Source organism: Streptosporangium sp. LJ11, from assembly GCF_051918945.1.
Lineage (GTDB): Bacteria > Actinomycetota > Actinomycetes > Streptosporangiales > Streptosporangiaceae > Streptosporangium.
On sequence record NZ_JBPXMB010000059.1, the window covers coordinates 1 to 15,925 of the forward strand.

Annotated in this window: 13 protein-coding genes; 9 read left to right on the plus strand and 4 right to left on the minus strand. The window is 71.5% G+C overall.

Annotation, left to right across the window (positions count from 1 at the left end; translation table 11 throughout):
- Window positions 1-151: 151 nt before the first annotated feature.
- Window positions 152-541 (minus strand): MerR family transcriptional regulator, encoded by a 390-nt coding sequence (locus ACTOQ3_RS42870; protein WP_440089779.1) that lies wholly within the window; start codon window positions 539-541, stop codon window positions 152-154.
- A 115-nt stretch (window positions 542-656) separates the two neighbouring features.
- On the opposite strand from ACTOQ3_RS42870, the gene ACTOQ3_RS42875 reads away from it, so the two are divergent.
- Complete coding sequence (locus ACTOQ3_RS42875) at window positions 657-1,385, plus strand: SDR family oxidoreductase (protein WP_440089781.1); 729 nt, start codon at window positions 657-659, stop codon at window positions 1,383-1,385.
- A gap of 224 nt (window positions 1,386-1,609) precedes the next feature.
- Here the strand turns inward: ACTOQ3_RS42875 and ACTOQ3_RS42880 are convergent, their stop codons facing one another.
- Both ACTOQ3_RS42880 and ACTOQ3_RS42885 read right to left on the minus strand, forming a co-directional pair.
- A complete protein-coding gene (locus tag ACTOQ3_RS42880) occupies window positions 1,610-2,647 on the minus strand; it encodes a TerC family protein (RefSeq protein ID WP_440089782.1) in 1,038 nt (345 codons plus the stop codon).
- Between the two features lie 763 nt (window positions 2,648-3,410).
- A complete protein-coding gene (locus ACTOQ3_RS42885) occupies window positions 3,411-4,574 on the minus strand; it encodes a hypothetical protein (protein ID WP_440089783.1) in 1,164 nt (387 codons plus the stop codon).
- 1,028 nt (window positions 4,575-5,602) lie between these two features.
- Between ACTOQ3_RS42885 and ACTOQ3_RS42890 the strand changes: the two genes are divergently transcribed.
- The 3 genes from ACTOQ3_RS42890 (at window position 5,603) to ACTOQ3_RS42900 (ending at window position 8,676) form a co-directional block, all read left to right on the plus strand.
- On the plus strand, window positions 5,603-6,265 hold the full coding sequence (locus ACTOQ3_RS42890; protein WP_440089785.1) for a TRADD-N-associated membrane domain-containing protein: 663 nt from the start codon (window positions 5,603-5,605) through the stop codon (window positions 6,263-6,265).
- Entirely contained in the window at window positions 6,262-7,110 is an 849-nt protein-coding gene (locus ACTOQ3_RS42895) for a tyrosine-type recombinase/integrase (RefSeq protein WP_440089787.1), read from the plus strand. The genes ACTOQ3_RS42890 and ACTOQ3_RS42895 overlap by 4 nt, the downstream gene beginning before the upstream one ends.
- 717 nt (window positions 7,111-7,827) lie before the next feature.
- Entirely contained in the window at window positions 7,828-8,676 is an 849-nt protein-coding gene (locus ACTOQ3_RS42900) for an SGNH/GDSL hydrolase family protein (RefSeq protein WP_362850723.1), read from the plus strand.
- Between the two features lie 4 nt (window positions 8,677-8,680).
- On the opposite strand, the gene ACTOQ3_RS42905 is transcribed toward ACTOQ3_RS42900, so the two are convergent.
- Complete coding sequence (locus tag ACTOQ3_RS42905) at window positions 8,681-11,029, minus strand: ATP-binding protein (protein WP_440089789.1); 2,349 nt, start codon at window positions 11,027-11,029, stop codon at window positions 8,681-8,683.
- Window positions 11,030-11,223: 194 nt separating this feature from the next.
- Here ACTOQ3_RS42905 and ACTOQ3_RS42910 point away from each other — a divergent pair, with 194 nt between their 5' ends.
- The 5 genes from ACTOQ3_RS42910 (at window position 11,224) to ACTOQ3_RS42930 (ending at window position 15,772) form a co-directional block, all read left to right on the plus strand.
- Entirely contained in the window at window positions 11,224-11,514 is a 291-nt protein-coding gene (locus ACTOQ3_RS42910) for a hypothetical protein (protein ID WP_440089791.1), read from the plus strand.
- Window positions 11,515-11,556: 42 nt separating this feature from the next.
- Window positions 11,557-11,940, plus strand: coding sequence for a discoidin domain-containing protein (locus ACTOQ3_RS42915; protein WP_440089792.1), 384 nt, complete (start codon window positions 11,557-11,559; stop codon window positions 11,938-11,940).
- 126 nt (window positions 11,941-12,066) lie between these two features.
- Window positions 12,067-12,591: a PadR family transcriptional regulator gene (locus tag ACTOQ3_RS42920; protein WP_362697914.1), complete on the plus strand. Its 525-nt coding sequence runs from the start codon at window positions 12,067-12,069 to the stop codon at window positions 12,589-12,591.
- Window positions 12,588-13,280 carry an ABC transporter ATP-binding protein gene (locus ACTOQ3_RS42925; protein ID WP_362851480.1) on the plus strand — a complete coding sequence of 231 codons (693 nt, stop codon included), beginning with the start codon at window positions 12,588-12,590 and terminating at the stop codon, window positions 13,278-13,280. Before ACTOQ3_RS42920 ends, ACTOQ3_RS42925 begins: the two co-directional genes overlap by 4 nt.
- Window positions 13,277-15,772 carry an FtsX-like permease family protein gene (locus tag ACTOQ3_RS42930; RefSeq protein ID WP_440089793.1) on the plus strand — a complete coding sequence of 832 codons (2,496 nt, stop codon included), beginning with the start codon at window positions 13,277-13,279 and terminating at the stop codon, window positions 15,770-15,772. The genes ACTOQ3_RS42925 and ACTOQ3_RS42930 overlap by 4 nt, the downstream gene beginning before the upstream one ends.
- The last annotated feature ends 153 nt before the right edge of the window (window positions 15,773-15,925 follow it).

Below are 15,925 nucleotides of genomic sequence, written 5' to 3' on the forward strand. Positions count from 1 at the left end.
CCCGGGACGCAGGACGCGCCCCAGGCCTGATCACCCACCGGAACACCCACGACGACACGATCACCGTCGCAGACGTCATCGGTCGCCACTCGCGTGCCCGGCCTCCTCGACGAAACGGTGTCAGGTGTCCCGTGAAGCCGCACGGGGCGCCTCAGGGAGATGGAGGGCACACCCATCCGGGGCAGCGGTGGCCCGCGTTCTTGGCGCTGGTGGCTGTGGTGATGAGGTGCTCAAGCCGGTCACGGGTGTCCACCAGGCTGCCGATCCGCTCTTCGATGCGGTCCCGTTCGGCCGACAGCCGGTCGAGCAGTTCGGGTGTCACCTCGCCGGTCTCGATGCACGGCAGCAGTTCCACGATCGTCTTGCTCGGCAGCCCCGCGGCGTACAACTGCTGGATCAGCTGGACGCGGCCGAGCGCGCTGCGCGGGTAGTGCCGCTGCCCGCTGGGGGTGCGCACCGAGGCCAGCAGATCGTGTTCTTCGTAGTAGCGCAGGGCCCGCACGCTCACGCCCGCCTTGGCGGCCAGTTCGCCGATACGCATGGACACCCTCCTCGCGACCTCGGTCATAACACTTGCCTCTGACGTCAGCGTCAGGTTTTAGCGTAGCCCGTGAACGACCTGAACAAGAACGGCTCAGGCCCACCAGGAGGCAACCATGAAGATCGCCGATTCCGTCGCGCTCGTCACCGGCGCCAACCGTGGCATCGGCCGGCACTTCGCGCGGCAGCTGCTGCAGCGGGGTGCGGCGAAGGTCTACGCGACCGCGCGCACACCCGAGCTCGTCGACATTCCCGGCGTGCAGGTGCTCCGGCTCGACATCACCGACCCGGCGTCGGTCGCCGCCGTGGCGGCCGCCGCGGGCGACGTCACATTGTTGATCAACAATGCCGGCATCGCCACCTATCAGAACCTCGTCACCGGAGAGCTGGAGAAGGTCCGGTTGGAGATGGAGACGCACTACTTCGGCACGCTCAACGTGGTCCGGGCGTTCGCCCCCGTGCTGGCCCGCAACGGCGGCGGGTCGATCTTGAATGTCATGTCGCTGTTGTCGTGGATGTCTTACGAGGGGGCCAACGCCTACAGTGCGGCGAAGGCGGCCCAGTGGAGCCTGACCAACGGCATCCGCCTGGAACTCGCACGTCAGGGGACCATGGTCACGGGCCTGCATCTGGGCAGCACCGACACCGACATGATGGCGGGCTTCGAGGTGGAGAAGAACGACCCCGCCGACGTCGTGCGCACCGCGCTGGACGGGCTCGAGGCCGGCAGGATCGAGATCCTTGCCGATGAGAACACCGTCCAGGTCAAGGCGGCCCTGTCCGCGGATCCGAGCGTGCTGTACCCGCAGACCGTCATGGGGGTCGATGCCGGCGGAAGTCGTTGATCGAGTGGTCCGTATCGGGAACCGCGGCCTGGATCGTGGTCACCGGCCGCCACGCGGCGGGGAAGTCCCCCGCGTGTTCGTCGTCAGCCTCTCCCCTGCGGACCGCCCGACGCTGCCCGCCGCCGAACGGTAGCCCCGGCGCGGCTCAGCAGCTCATAGGCGTATGCGGGGGAAGTTTCGGCATCGCTGCCGTGACCACTGGTACCGGCCCCCGGCACGAAACGCTAGCCCGTCGGCCGCGAGCGAGGCTCGCGTTCGGCGGGTGAGGAGGCGGACTTCGCGTCACGGCGGTTGGCGTACACACTCGTGATCGTGATGGTGATCAGAACGGCGACGATGACCCCCAGCGAGACCGGGGTGGGAATCTCCGGGACCCACGTCCAGGTGCCGTGCGCCCAGTGCAGGACGAGCTTGATCCCGATGAAGGCCAGGATGACGCTGAGCCCGTGGTTCAGGTGCCGCAGTTTCGTCAGGACGCCCAGGAGCACGAAGTAGAGCGCCCGCAGGCCCAGCAGGGCGAAGGCGTTGGTGGCGAAGACGAGGAAGGGATCCTCGGTCACGCCGTACACCGCGGGCACCGAGTCGACGGCGAAGACGATGTCGGTGGCGAAGACGGCCACGATGGCCAGCGCCAGCGGGGTCAGAGCGCGGCGGCCGTTCTCGCGGACAACCAGGTGAGAGCCGCGGTAGTCGTCGGTGACCGGCATGAAGCGCCGCAGCAGCCGGATCGAGCGCATGGAGGAGATGTCGACCTTCTGCTCCTGCCCGCTCAGCGCGTCCCTGAGGATCCTCCAGGCGGTGACGATCAATATCCCGCCGAACAGCAGGAACGCCCAGGTGCCGCTCCGCAGGACGGCCGCCCCCAGCGCTATGAAGATCGCGCGCAGCACCAGGGCTCCGATGATGCCGTACAGCAGGACGCGCTGGGCCAGCACGGCGGGGACCGCGAAGGCCGACAGCAGCAGCATGAACACGAACAGGTTGTCGACCGACAGGGACTTCTCCACCACGTAGCCGGTGAAGAACTCCACCGCCACAACGGACCCGAAGGCCCTCCATACGTAGACGCCGAACAGCAAGGGCAGTGTCAGGTAGAAAACCGACCAGCCCACCGCCTCGCGCATCCGCACCTCGTGCGGGCGGCGGGTCAGCACGAAGTCCACGCCCAGCAGGACCATCAGAGCGGCCACGGTGATCGTCCACAGTCTCGGCGAACCGATCGTCTCAAGATCGGTTACCGACAGGATCGCCTCGGCGGACATGCAACCTCCTCGAACGCGCTCGGCTGTTCGAGGTCTCCTTCACCTATGCCTGCGGGCGGCCGCCCGGGGACGTCGCGAAACGTCCGTGCTGACCGGATCGGCTCTTGGAAGTACTCCCCTCGTCCCTCCAGGTTAGGTGGATCCCCGAGGGGCGCTCTACCTCAGGGGTGCGTTTGACTATGGGCCTGAGCTGCACCGATAGTGGAATTGATACGGAGGGGAGTACCCACCGTCCGACACCCCGATCGTCATCACGGTCCCCGAGCACAGGGAGACCCGGCGGGGTGGCCCTCGTGCGATACGGGGGTGTGGGAAGACCTTCGTCCTCGTCGCCACATGATCACAGCGAGGTCGAGGGAGGACTTGATGTCGACCGCCGCGCTTCTCGAAATTCTACTGGGTGTGCTGTTGACGATCTCCGCGATCGCCACCGTCGCCGTTCTGTGGCCGGGCAGGCCCGGGCCCCGGCTGCCGCTCCCTCCCGAACCGCCTCCTCCGCGCCGCCCACCGGTGACCGGCATGAGGCGCCGGGACGTGACAGGTCGAAGGCGCCGCACACCGCCTCCGGGCAGAAGGCCGAGGGCGAGGGTGAGACCCGCCGGACCCGACCGGCGGGCTGTTTCCGGGGCGACGGCGTTGGGCGCCGGCGTTGGCGAGGAGCCGGGCCGAGCCCCCTGAGCAGGCTTCGCCACACCGGTCTCGTCCCGGACGGGGCCCCGGTGAGGTTCAGCCGGTCTCGTCCCGGTCAGGGTCCCGGTGAGTCTCAGCCGGTCTCGGCTCGCAGCTCAGCGGTGATCGCGCGCTCCCTGAGCTGGGCGGACTCGGCGCGCAGGGCCTCCATCTGCTCGCGCAGATCCGTCAGGCGCATCTGTTCCATGGCCAGCCGCATGCGCGCCTCGTCGCGTTCGGCGAGTGCCTCGGCGGCTGTGGCCGCCGCGCGCTCCCCCGCCTCGGCGATCTTCTCGGCGGTTCGTTCCTCGGCTTTGGCCATCCGGCGCGCCGTCCGCCTTTCCAGCTCGGCCGCCTGCTTGTCCACTCGTTCCGCCCGCGTACGCGCCTCGGCCGCTTCGGCCAGAGCCTGAGCACGCGCGGTCGCCTCGGTGTCGGCGCGCGCCAGTGCCCGGTCCCGCTCCGCCTCGGCCGCGTCGGCGCGCGCCGACGCGGCCGAGGCGACACGCTCGGCCTGGCCTCTGGCCTCCTGAGCCTTCCTGGCCTCCTCCAGCGCCCGGTCCCGCTCGGCACGCGCCTGACCGGCCTGCTCCTGATCGTGGAGGGCGCGCGCCTCGGCCCGGCGCGCCTCGGTCTCGGCGGCCTCCACCCGTTCGGCCATCTCCCGCAGCGCCGCGTCCCGGGCGGCCTCGGCCCGCTGGGCCCTGCGGGTGGCCTCCTGCTCGGCCTGTCTGGCCCGGCGTTCGGTGCTGGCCGCCTCGTGCAACGCGGCCAGCGCCTGCTCCCTGGCGGTCTCCGCGTCGGCCAGCGCGGTGTCGCGTTCGGCGTTGGCCTCCTCCACGCGGCGTGACATCGCATCCCGCTCGCGCCGGGCGTGCTCGGAGGCCTCCCGCGCCAGGCGTACCTGCTCGAAGGCCTGTTCACGCTCGGTGCGCGCGATCGCCACCCGGGTGTGAGCCTCGGCCTGCACCGCGCTCACCTTGGCCTCGACCCCCGCCGGGCTCAGCTCCTCCGACAGCACCTGCGCCAGCGGGGCGATCGCCGCGATCATCCCCTTCTCCATGCGCTCGTAGAACTCCTCGGCCCTGGCCAGCGCCCCCTCAAGGCCCGGCGTCGCCCGCCGCATCTCGCGTTCGCGCTTGGCCACCGCCTGGCAGTTCCCCTGCGCGCAGTATGCCCTCGGCCGCCCCCGCCCGGGCCGCTGCTCGATCGGCGTCCCGCAGTGTTTGCACGGCGTCACCGCGCCCGGCTCCTGCATGCCGGAAGCCTACTGACACCTTCGATTTTCCAGAAATTAGAAAATAATAAATACGATTCATTGCGTTGCGGCCCGGCCGGGGCAACCACCGATCGACCAGCGGTGTCCTGTCTCGCTGTTGTCCTGTCTCACTCAATCTGAGGCAGTCTCATCCAAACTGAGGTATTCGGCGGTTCGTCTCACCCATCTGAGGCATGATCATCAACCAGCCACCCCCAAGCTGAAAGCTCGCCTCGTTGGCTGAACATCCAGGTCAGAGGCGGTTTCTGTGTCCTAACTGGTCATGTTGTCGGCAGGAATCGGAGCCTCTTCCTCCAGAGATGCCTCCTCTGAGGCCGGTCGAGAGCCTCAAGGCCCGAACAGCGCTACGCAACGTTGCGCGGCGTCTTGGCCCTTTGACACGCTGTTGGTCGACCTGGAACAACAAGCGACACACCTGTCCCGGACAGGCTTCGTACACGTTCGTCCATTGGTGATCACGGTCCCGAGACCGCACAAGCACGAATGAAGCCGTGATCCTCCCCCTCGTGCCTCTCCCAGAGACCGCCAGGTCGCGGTGATGCTCGTGAGCAGGACGGTGACTTCTTCCGGAGCGGCGACCATCCCTCGTGACCGATGACGCATTCGTGGACTGGTCAGTCCAGGCCGCAGCGCGTTCGGCGTACGGGATGAAGACACCCATCCAGCTCACGCTTCGATAAACGTCGCCGGGACCTGGTCGGTCAGACGGAGAGGTTCGGTGTGGGTGAGCCACCAGCAGGGGGTGAGCACAAGGCCATCCAAGCGAAATTTTATCGATCATGAGGTGGATCTTCATTTCGCTCGCCGCGATCGAGCCGATCATGCCTGTTCAGAGCGTCGACTGCCTCAAGTAGATGAGAAAAACCATGGAATGCCTCAAGTTGAATGAGACAGTTTCATCGCAACCAGGAGGCAATGCTAGCCAACGTGTTCGAAAAAGCGAGTGAAGATTGGGTTTGTTGATATGCCTCAGATTGAATGAGACAGGACAGGGAGTCCCGGGCGCGGTGGCCTATGTTCAAGGCGGCCGGGAGCAGGTCGAAGGCCTCCTCCCTGTCCTCTCGCTTGTCGCCGCCCTGGCCGGGCTTGCCTTCGTTGCTTACTGCGTTTACCGAATCACCTTCGGTGAACGACGGGAAACCCAGCGTGCCGAACACGCCCGGCAGGCCCTGCAACGGGCGGAGACCTCCCTCGGCGAGGCCGACCGGCTGGCCCTGCCAGCGCTGTGGGACGTGACCCACAAGCGGCTGGACTACTACCACCAGATCGCCACCACCCAGGCCCGGCAAAGCTTCCGCAACGCCCAGATCGCCATGACCGTGGGTTTCGTGCTGCTGGTCGTCTTCGCCGTGCTGGCCCTTGGAGCCACCACCCCCACGGCCAGCATCGTCACCGGCGCCCTGGGCGCGGCCGCGGCCGCGTTCGCCGCCTACATCGGCCGCACCTTCGTCCGCTCCCAGGAAAGCGCGGCCGGCCACCTGCGCGCCTACTTCGACCAGCCACTGGAGTTCTCCCGCTACCTGGCCGCCGAGCGCCTGCTGGAGGCGATGGAGACCCTCGAGCCCGAGCAGCGCGCCGCCATCGCCGGTGACCTGCTGCGCGCCATCGTCACCCCCGGCCAGCCCGCCCTCGGACCCTCCGCCGCCGATAGCGCCAAGGACCCCGCGTGAGCACCGACCTCACCCCTGCCACCGCCGCCCTTCTCGTCCCCGTCGCCGCGCCCGGTATCGTGCTGCGCGGCACGCCGCCGGCTCGCGACGAGTACGAACTGGCCAACCGGATGCGCGTCACCGGACTGGAGCCGCGCGCGCTGCCCGCCACGGCGGCGTGGCTGTCCAGCGAGAAGCGCAGCTCCCCGGCCACCCGGCGCGGTTACTCCCAAGACCTGTCGTGGTGGCTGGCCTATCTCGAGGTCCGCGGCCTGGACGAGATGGACGTCGCGCCGCTGGAGGCCGACCTGTACGGCGCCGCGCTACGTGAGGCGGCCCTTGCTCCGGCGACCCGCGAGCGGCGTATCTCCGCGGCCTCCTCCTGGTATCGCTACCTGATGCGCGCAGGCGTCGCCGCCCGCAACCCCTTCACCGACATGGAACGCGCCCAACCCCCCGCGCGCTTCAAGACCCGCGGCCTTTCCAAGGCCGAGCTGGACCGGATGCTCGCCCACGCCCACGCCCACGCCCAGGCCGAGGCGATCGCCGCGGCGCACGAGCTGGGCCGGGCCGCCCCCTCCCAGGTCCGCGACAGCGCGCGAGCCTACGCGATGCTCTGCCTGTTCGTGGTCACCGCCTGCCGAGTCGGCGGCATCATCGACGCCCAGCTGTCCTCCCTCGGCTACGACGCCGGCCACCGGATCATCGACCTACCGGCCAAAGGCCCCCAAGGCACGACGCTGCGCGCGGCGATCCCGCCGTATGCCCACGCCGCCCTGGAGCGCTCTCCGGCCTACCGGCTCGGCCAAGCCTTCGCCCAGGGCGAAACCCACGCGCAGCAGACGATCGCAGGCTTTTGCCCGTGAGCCCGTCCTTGGTATCGGTGGGCCCGCCCGCCACGCCGACGTGCTCCAGATCGGGCGCGCAGATGACGGCAAGGACGGCCAGCACTCAGCCGGACTGACTTCGAGCTCTTCACAGGCCGGTCACGCTTGCCGGGTGAGGAGATCACGGGTACGCGCCGGGCAATAGGGGTGCCGTTAACGAACGTGTCGCCAGCCCCAAATGAGCATGAAGCCGCAGGTCAACGGCGTGCCGTGGAGACCATGACGGCTCGGGGCACTCGTTCTTTCCCCAGGAGGAGGACCGCCTGGTCTGGGTGATCGACTTGGTTGACGGCTGGTGACACGTTCGTTAACGGCACCCCAAATCCGGCACGACACCGCCCCGGCGAACGCCCTCCGTCGTCGTCGTACGGAGCCACGAGGACCGCATTCCGGATGGGGGTTGTGCGGGCTCGCGACAGCTCCGGCGGCGCGGCCGATGACCGTGGCGGGCATGGGCCACAGGCTGCCGCCGGAGACGCACGAGGAGCCGGCCGCCGCCGTGCACGCGCACACGGCCGGGTGGCGCCCGGCGCGGACGGCGCCGTCCGCGCCGGATCGGCCCGCCGGGAGAACCTGGCGCCCCGTCTCTGACCGCGACCTTGACTGGGGCGTAAGTTTTCTGTTTTCCCTATGTACGGCGGCCCCCGGGCGATGCACGATCAACATCCGGCACACCCCCTGGCAAAGGTAGGTCCCTTGTCCAAACGCCATGCCCTCCGCATCGCCCTCGTCATCGCCGCGGTCCTCGGCTGGACCGTGGTCCCCGCCGGTACAGCGACCTCCGACTCCGTCGCGCCGCCCGGCTCCATGTCGGGGCTAGGCGACTCGATCACCCGCGGGTTCAACGCCTGCGGCTGGTTCGCCGACTGCACCAGCCGGTCGTGGTCGACGGGGTCGAGCACCTCGGTCGACAGCCACCGCAACCGGATCAGGACGCAGAACCCCGATCTCACCGCCTACAACGACGCCCGGTCGGGCGCGAAGATCGCCGACCTCGCCGGGCAGGCGAGGACCGCGGCCTCCCGGGGGGTCGACTACGTGACGATCCTGATGGGCGCCAACGACGCGTGCGCCTCCTCGGAGTCGTCGATGACCTCGGTCGCCGACTTCGAGAGCCGCTTCCGGGCGGCGATGCAGGAGCTGGCGGCCGGGATCCCGCAGGCGTCGGTGTTCGTCGCCAGCATCCCCGACATCAAGCGCCTGTGGGCCGTCGGCAAGGACAGCTCCTCGGCGCGCACGGCCTGGGCCGCCTTCGGCATCTGCCAGTCGATGCTGGCCGCTCCCCGTTCGACCTCCGCCGAGGACGAGGCGCGCCGTGACCGGGTCAGGCAGCGGGTCGTCGACTTCAACGGCGTGCTCGCCCGGATCTGCGCGGAGTACGGCACGTGCAGGTACGACGGCGGCGCCGTCTTCTCCTACCCCTTCACGCTCGGGCAGCTCAGCACCTGGGACTACTTCCATCCCAGCACCAGCGGGCAGCGGGCCCTCGCCGAGGTGACCTACCAGGTCCTCCAGGCCGCCCCGGTGGCGGTGCCCGACGCGTGAGCCGTCATGAGGTACGGGCGGGGCGGTCCGGCTCCCCGGGCCCCCCGGCCCGTTCCAGCAGGGCGCGGACCTCCTCGGCCTCCGGGACACCGAGCTCCCGGTAGAGGCCGAGGGCCAGCCGCCCGTGCTCACCGGCCCGCTCGGGGCACCCGAGCGCGAGGTGGGCGCGTGCCAGCCCGTCGTGGGCACGCGCCCGCTCCGGCCGGTTGCGCGTCCGGCCGGTGAGCGCGAGCGCGGCCGTGTGCTCCTCGACCGCCCGGGCGGGGTCGTCGGCCGCCTCGGCCAGCCCGTTGAGCGCGGCCGCCTCGTCGGCGGTGTTGCCGAGCTCGCCCTGACGCCGCAGGACGACGCCGAGTTGGTCGAGGGTCATCGCCTCCCCCGCCGGGTTGCCGACCTTGCGGTGCAGCGCCAGTGCCAGGTCGAGGTAGCGCCGGGCCTCCTGCGGACGGCCCGCCCGGTCGAGGACGAGGGCGAGGATGCCGAGCACGTGGGCCTCGCCCCAGGTGTCGGCGCCGATCCGGGTGAGGTCGAGTGCCCGCTTGAGGTACGGCTCGGCCCGCTCGTCCCGCCGCCGCAGCGCCACGTTGCCCAGCGTGAGCAGCGCCAGGGCCCGTTCGCCGGCCTCCTCGCACATGTCGAGGGCCTGGTGGGCGTGCTCCTCCGCCCGCTCGTACTCGCCGAGCCGCCAGTGGGTCCACGCCAGGTCGGCGAGGGCGCGCGCCTGGACCGCGCGGTCGCCGAGCGCGCGGCTGCGCTGGAGCGCCAGGGAGTGCAGGGTGAGCGCGTCGTCGTGGTGGGCCCGCCGGTCGAGGAAGGGGCGTATCGTCAGAGCCAGGAGGCCGAGGCAGATCTCGGGGCCGTGGACGGCGGTCGCGATGATGTTGGAGCGTTCGGCGTCGAGCCAGGCGCTCGCCTCCGCGGCGTCGCGGATGGGCGCGACCGGGGTGGCCGGCTGGGGGACGCCCTCGCGCCGGCCGACGCTGTCGGGGAAGAGCCGGTCCATCGCCGCGCGGGAGCGGTGCAGGTAGTAGGCGAGCAGCCGCATGACGGCGCCGTCGTCCTCGGCGATCGAGCGGGCGTGCTCGCGGAGCAGGTCGTGGAAGGTGTAGCGGCCGGGTTCGAGCTGCAGGAGCATGTGGGCGTCGAGGAGTCCTTCGAGGAGCTCCTCGGCCTCCTCCTCCCCGATCCCCGCCAGCGCGGCCGCGCCGCAGGGGTCGATGTCGCGGCCGGGCACCAGCCCGAGCAGGCGGAACATGCGCCGCTCGGCCTCGCCGAGGTGCTCGTAGGAGAGGGTGAAGGCCGCCGACACCCCGTCCAGGAGCCGGCGGTGGTCGCGCAGCCTGCCGGCGAGGTAGGACACGGTCCAGCGGGGGCAGTGCTGGAGGCGGGCGGCCGAGATGCGGATGGCGAGCGGGAGGTGCCCGCACAGCCGCAGCACCTCGCGTACGGCGCCGGGCTCGCGGCGGGCGCGCTCGCCCACGATCCGCTCGAACAGCCCGGCGGCGTCCTCCTCCCCCAGCAGGTCGACCGAGAGGGCGTGGGCGCCCTCCAGGTCGACGAGCCGCCGCCTGCTGGTGACCAGGACGAGGGTGTCGGAGCGCCCCGGCAGCAGGGCGCCCCGCTCGGCCGCGTTGACCGGGATGCGGTCGGCGGGCACCCCGAGCTGGCGCAGGAGTGCCTCCAACGCGGCGGCGGGGTCGACCGGCTCGCGGTCCGCGGTATGGGCCAGCAGGTCGATGAAGAGCCGTCCGTCCGGATGGCGGGCGGCGAGCCGGTGGGCCGCGTGGACGGCGAGGGCGGTCTTGCCGACCCCGGCCATGCCGTCGATCGTGACGACCGCCGGGCCGCGGTACTCGCCCGCGAGCCGCTCCAGCTCGGCGGCCCGGCCGGAGAAGTCGGGGATGTCGTAGGGCAGGAAGGTGGAGCGCCGCGGCGGGCCGGCGGGCACCGGCTCCACGCCGTCGGAGCGCAGGGCCGGATCGTCGGCCAGGACCGCCCGTTCCAGCTCGGTGAAGGCGCGCCTGGGGTCGAGGCCCTGCTCGTCGGCGAGGGCCCTGCGGTGGGAACGCGCCGCCGCCAGGGCGTCGGCCTGGCGTCCCGCCCGGTGCAGGGCCAGGACGAGGTGGCCGGCGAGCCTCTCGCGCAGCGGGTCGGCGCTCACCTGGGCGGCGAGCTCGTCGAGCAGCTCGCCGTGCCGCCCGGCGGCGAGCTCGGCCTCCACCAGGCGCTCGTACGCCGACAGCCGCCGGTCCCGCCACAGCTCCCGGACGCCGTCGACGTAGTGGGCGTGCACGTCCTCCAGCGCCTCGCCGCTCCACAGGTCCAGGGCTTTTCGCAGCTCACCGGCGGCCACCAGCTCGGTGAACTCCCGCGCGTCGAGCTGCCCGGCCTCGGGCTGCGCGACGTAGCCGCCAGCCCGCGTCTCGAGGAGCCGTTCGGCGCCCGCGCCGCGCAGCGCCTTGCGGATCGCGGTGATCGAGGCACGGCCACTGGGGCTTCTATTCGGCCGACCGCGACCCGGCCACCTATTGGGAGGTCCCGGCGTTCGTGAACTCGGTGTCGGTCAACTACGCCTTCGAGGGCGGCCGCCGCACGACGGACAAGGTGGTGGTACAGCTCCCGGCCGGCGAGCCGGCCCGGACGCTGACGATGTCGGTCCAGGCGGCCTACGTGGGCACGGTGGACAACGTCACGGTGAGCCCGGCGCAGAGCTACAGCTTCAACCCGGCCACCGGCAACAAGGTCACGATCACCTTCCCGCCGGTCCACGGGTGCTGCCTGTCGCTGAGCTTCCCGAGCGGCCCCTGGTCGCCGACCATCAAGATCGCCGAGGTGTAGGCGTTCTCCGCGGCCGGCAAGAACGCGGCCCTCGGCCGGCCGGTGCAGGGCAGCGCGCAGCCGGGGTACGGCACGGCGAACACGGTGGACGGCAACGCCGCCACCTACTGGGAGAGCGCCAACAACGCCTTCCCGCAGTCCCTAACCGTGGACCTCGGCGCGACCTGCCGGATCTACCAGGTGGAGATGGCACTGCCGCCGTCGTGGGGTGCCCGCACCCAGACGCTGTCCATCGAGGGCAGCACCGACGGCGTCACCTACCGGCCGATCGCCGGATCGCGGGCGTACGCCTTCAACCCGGCCTCCGGGAACGCCGTGTCGACGAGCTTCAACATGGTCGCCGTACGGTACGTCCGGCTGGTGTTCACAGCCAACACCGCGTGGCCCGCCGGCCAGCTCTCGGAGCTACGGGTCCTCGCCTCCTGACCCTCCTGATCCACTGTCGTTCTCGCCGGGTGCCCTCCATGTCGTGGGGGGCACCCGGCCTCGTTTCATGCGGAATACGGCGGATCCCCTTGAGTCCTGCATACTGAATATGCATACTTAGTATCTATGTCGATCAGGCACGGGCTGCTCGCCCTGCTCAGCAGGGGGCCTCGGCACGGCTATCAGCTGCGGGTGGAGTTCGAGGGGTCGACCGGGGCGACCTGGCCGCTCAACATCGGCCAGGTCTACACGACGCTGTCCCGCCTGGAGCGCGACGGGCTGGTCGAGCCGGGCGAGTCGGACGAGCAGGGCCGGGTCGTCTACACGATCACCGCGGCCGGCCTGGCGGAGATGGCGCGATGGTTCGGCACCCCGGTCGTCCAGTCCGACCGGCCGCGGGACGAGCTGGTCATCAAGCTGGCCATGGCCGTCGCGGCGAAGGAGGTGGACGTCGCCGAGGTCATCCGCAGGCAGCGGACTGCGACCATGCGCGCCCTCCAGCAGCTGACCAAGGCCAAACGAGCGGCCACGGAGCGAACCGCCACCGAAGGCGCGGCCCAGCGGCTCGTGCTCGATTCCATGATCTTCCAGGCCGAGGCCGAGCAACGGTGGCTGGACCACTGCGAGGCCGTTCTCAAGGAGGAAAGATGACGGTCGTACGACTGGCCGAGGTGACCAGGGTCCACGGCGAGGGAGCGACGGCCGTCCACGCCCTGAGGGGCGTGAGTCTCGAGGTCGGCGCGGGAGAGCTGGTCGCGGTCATGGGCCCGTCCGGGTCGGGCAAGTCGACCCTGCTCAACCTCGCGGGCGGGCTCGACCGGCCCACGTCGGGGACGGTGCACCTCGGAGAGCAGGACCTGGCCGCCGTACGCGACCTGGCGGCACTGCGCCGCCGCGGGGTCGGCTACGTCTTCCAGGACCTCAACCTGATCACCTCGCTGACGGCGGCGGAGAACGTGATGCTGCCGCGCGAGCTCGACGGCGTGCGGTCACGCCTCGCCAGGCAGGAGGCCGTGGCCGTGCTGGCGGAGATCGACGTGGCACACCTGGCCGACCGCTTCCCCGACGAGCTGTCCGGTGGCCAGCGCCAGCGGGTCGCGATCGCCCGCGCCCTGGTGGGCGAGCGGCGCCTGCTGCTCGCCGACGAACCGACCGGCGCGCTCGACACGCGCGCTGGCGACGAGATCCTGCAGATACTGCGCGCCCGCTGTGACGCGGGTGCGGCGGTCCTGCTCGTCACCCACGAGCCGCGCTACGCCGCCTGGGCCGACCGGGTGGTGTTCCTCCGCGACGGGACGATCGCCGATTCCACGGACGTGTCACTGGAGAGCGCCCGGTGAGCGCCGTCCGCGTCGCGCTGCGCGTCGCCCGACGGAGCGCGTGGCGTTCCCGGGGACGCAGCGCGCTCATCATGGTGATGATCGGCCTGCCCGTCCTGGTGATCACAGCGCTCCTCACCCTCGCCGAGACGATGCAGGTCACGCCGCGGGAAGGACTGGTGGCCACGCTCGGCACCGCCGACGTCCACCTCTCGCAGGCACCCGAGGGTACGGTGCTCCAGCAGGATCCGACCGGGGGGAACTGGAGCACGGGCGACGACGGGGCGACCGCGCCCAGGCCCGGTGCCGCCGAGGTGGCGGCACTGCTCGGACCGGGCACCCGGCTGCTCCCCTTCAACACCGGCATGCTCCGGCTGGGCACCGAGCCGGTCGACGCGCTGGAGACCGACCTGCGCGACCCCCTCACCAGGGGGATGCTGACGCTGAGCGAGGGCAGGCTCCCCTCCGCCCGCGAGGTCGCGGTGACCCCCGCGCTCGGCCTGCGGCCCGGCGACCTCCTGCGGCCGTCCGGCGCGGCGCCGCTGACGGTGGTGGGCGTGGTCGAGCACCCGCACCAGCCCTCGCTCCGCAAGGTCGTGGGCCCGGACCTCCCCCTGGCGCCGGACGAGTTGTGGTCCCCGCGCGAGTACGGCGACGGCTGGCTCGCCGACACCGCGAAGCCGGTGTCCTGGACCGACGTGCCCGCGCTGAACGCGGCCGGCCTGTTCGTCACCTCCCGCACCATGATCACGGACTCGTCGTGGTCCCCGGTTCGCGACCCGGCCGCGACGGTCCAGTACACGGTCGGGATCGGCGCCATGGTGATCATGGTGGTGCTGGTGACCGTCCTGCTGGCCGGGCCCGCCTTCGCGGTCGGGCTCCGCAGGCGGCGCAGGGAACTGGCCGAGATCGCCGCGCAGGGCGGCTCGGCCAGGCAGCTGCGCACGATCGTGCTGGCCGACGGGCTGGTCCTCGGCGCCCCGGCCACCCTCGTCGCGACGGCGCTGGGCATCGCGGCCGGGGTGCTGGGCGCCCCAGTCCTGGCACGCTGGGGCGGGCAGGCCGGCCCGCCGGGAGTGCCGTGGCCGCCGGTCCTGTGCGTCGCCGCGTTGGGCCTGCTCACCGGGCTCGTGGCGGCGCTGGTGCCCGCCGTACAGGCCGCCCGGCAGAACACCGCGACCGTGCTGGCCGGGCGCGCGCCCACGGCACCCGATCGGCGGGGCTGGCCCCTGCTCGGAGCCACGCTGGTACTGGCCGGACTGGGCGCGACCGTGGTGGCGCGGCGCCAGCCGGGCTCGGTGTGGGTGCTCTCCTCCGCGGTGCTGGTCCTGCTCGGGCTAGTGGCGCTGACGCCGTGGCTGGTCCGCCAGACGGGACGGCCGGCCGCGCGGCTGCGGCTCCCGCTGCGGGTGGCCGTCCGCGACGCGGTCCGCCACCGGTCCCGGACGGCGAGCGCCGTGGCGGCCGTCATGGCGGTCACCGCCACGGTCGTGGCGGTGGGCATCGGCACCCACAGCGAGTACATGGACCGGCGCAACGCCTACACCTCGGCACGCCCGGCCGGCATGCTGGCGATCTGGGCCGGCACCGTCAACGACGCGACCTGGAAAAAACTCCGCGCCGAGGCGGCCCGCCAACTGCCCGGCGTGCCGCTGGCCACCGGCTACCAGGCGAGGAACGCCGACAACCGCCGCTACGCGCTGCGGTACACGGTGCGCTGGAACGGGATACACACGCGTCGCACGGCGGCCATCGGCGACCAGGCCCTGCTCAGGCTCCTGCAGGGGCGCCACGACCCGCGGGCGGCCGCGGCGCTGGCGAGCGGCAAGGCCGTGGTGTTCGACGCCGCCGCGCTGCGGAACGGCAGGCTGGCCCTGCGGGCGAGCTCCACCTCCGGCCCCCCGCGCAGGCTGGAGGTGCCCGCCGTACTGGCCACCCCCGCCGACGAGCACCAGGGCGGCGCCCTGCTGCCGCGCGCCCTGGTCGAACAGGCCGGTTTCTCGACGACGGAGAGCCAGCTCTACGCCATGCACCGCCTGCCGGCCGGTTCAAGGCTGTGGCGTGACCTCCACAAGGTGACCCCCCGCGTCACGGTCGCCTCCGAGGAGGGCTACCGCAACACCCCCGACCCCGGGCTGTGGGGCTGGCTTGTCGGCGCCCTCGTCCTCGTCGTCGGCGGCACGCTGGCCGCCACCCGCCTGGCCGCCGCCGACACCCGGCCGGAGCGGGCGACGATGGCGGCCATCGGCGCCCCGCCCGGGACCTTGCGGATGGTCGTGGCCGGCCAGGCCCTCTACATCTCCGGGCTCGGCGCGCTGGTGGGACTGGTCGCGGGGGCGGTGACGGGCGTGGCGCTGAGCCGGCCGATGACGACGCACGGCGCCGGCGATCCCGCCACGATCGCCGTGCCGTGGCCGTTCGTGGTCGCCGTGGTGGTGGGGCTGCCCGTCCTGGCGACCGCGGCGGCGCTGATCACCCGGACCCGGCCGCCCCTCGCCCGCCGTCCCCTGTGACCTTCGTCAGGCCCAGGGGTCGAAGGGGATGCCGCCGGGCTTGGAGCGCGAGAGGAGGTCCCCGAACCTGCCGTCATTGATCTTTATGGTCGCGGAGCCGAAGTTCGCGTTCATCAGCCTGTCGCGCAGCCAAGTACTGGGCCAGCCGTTCCA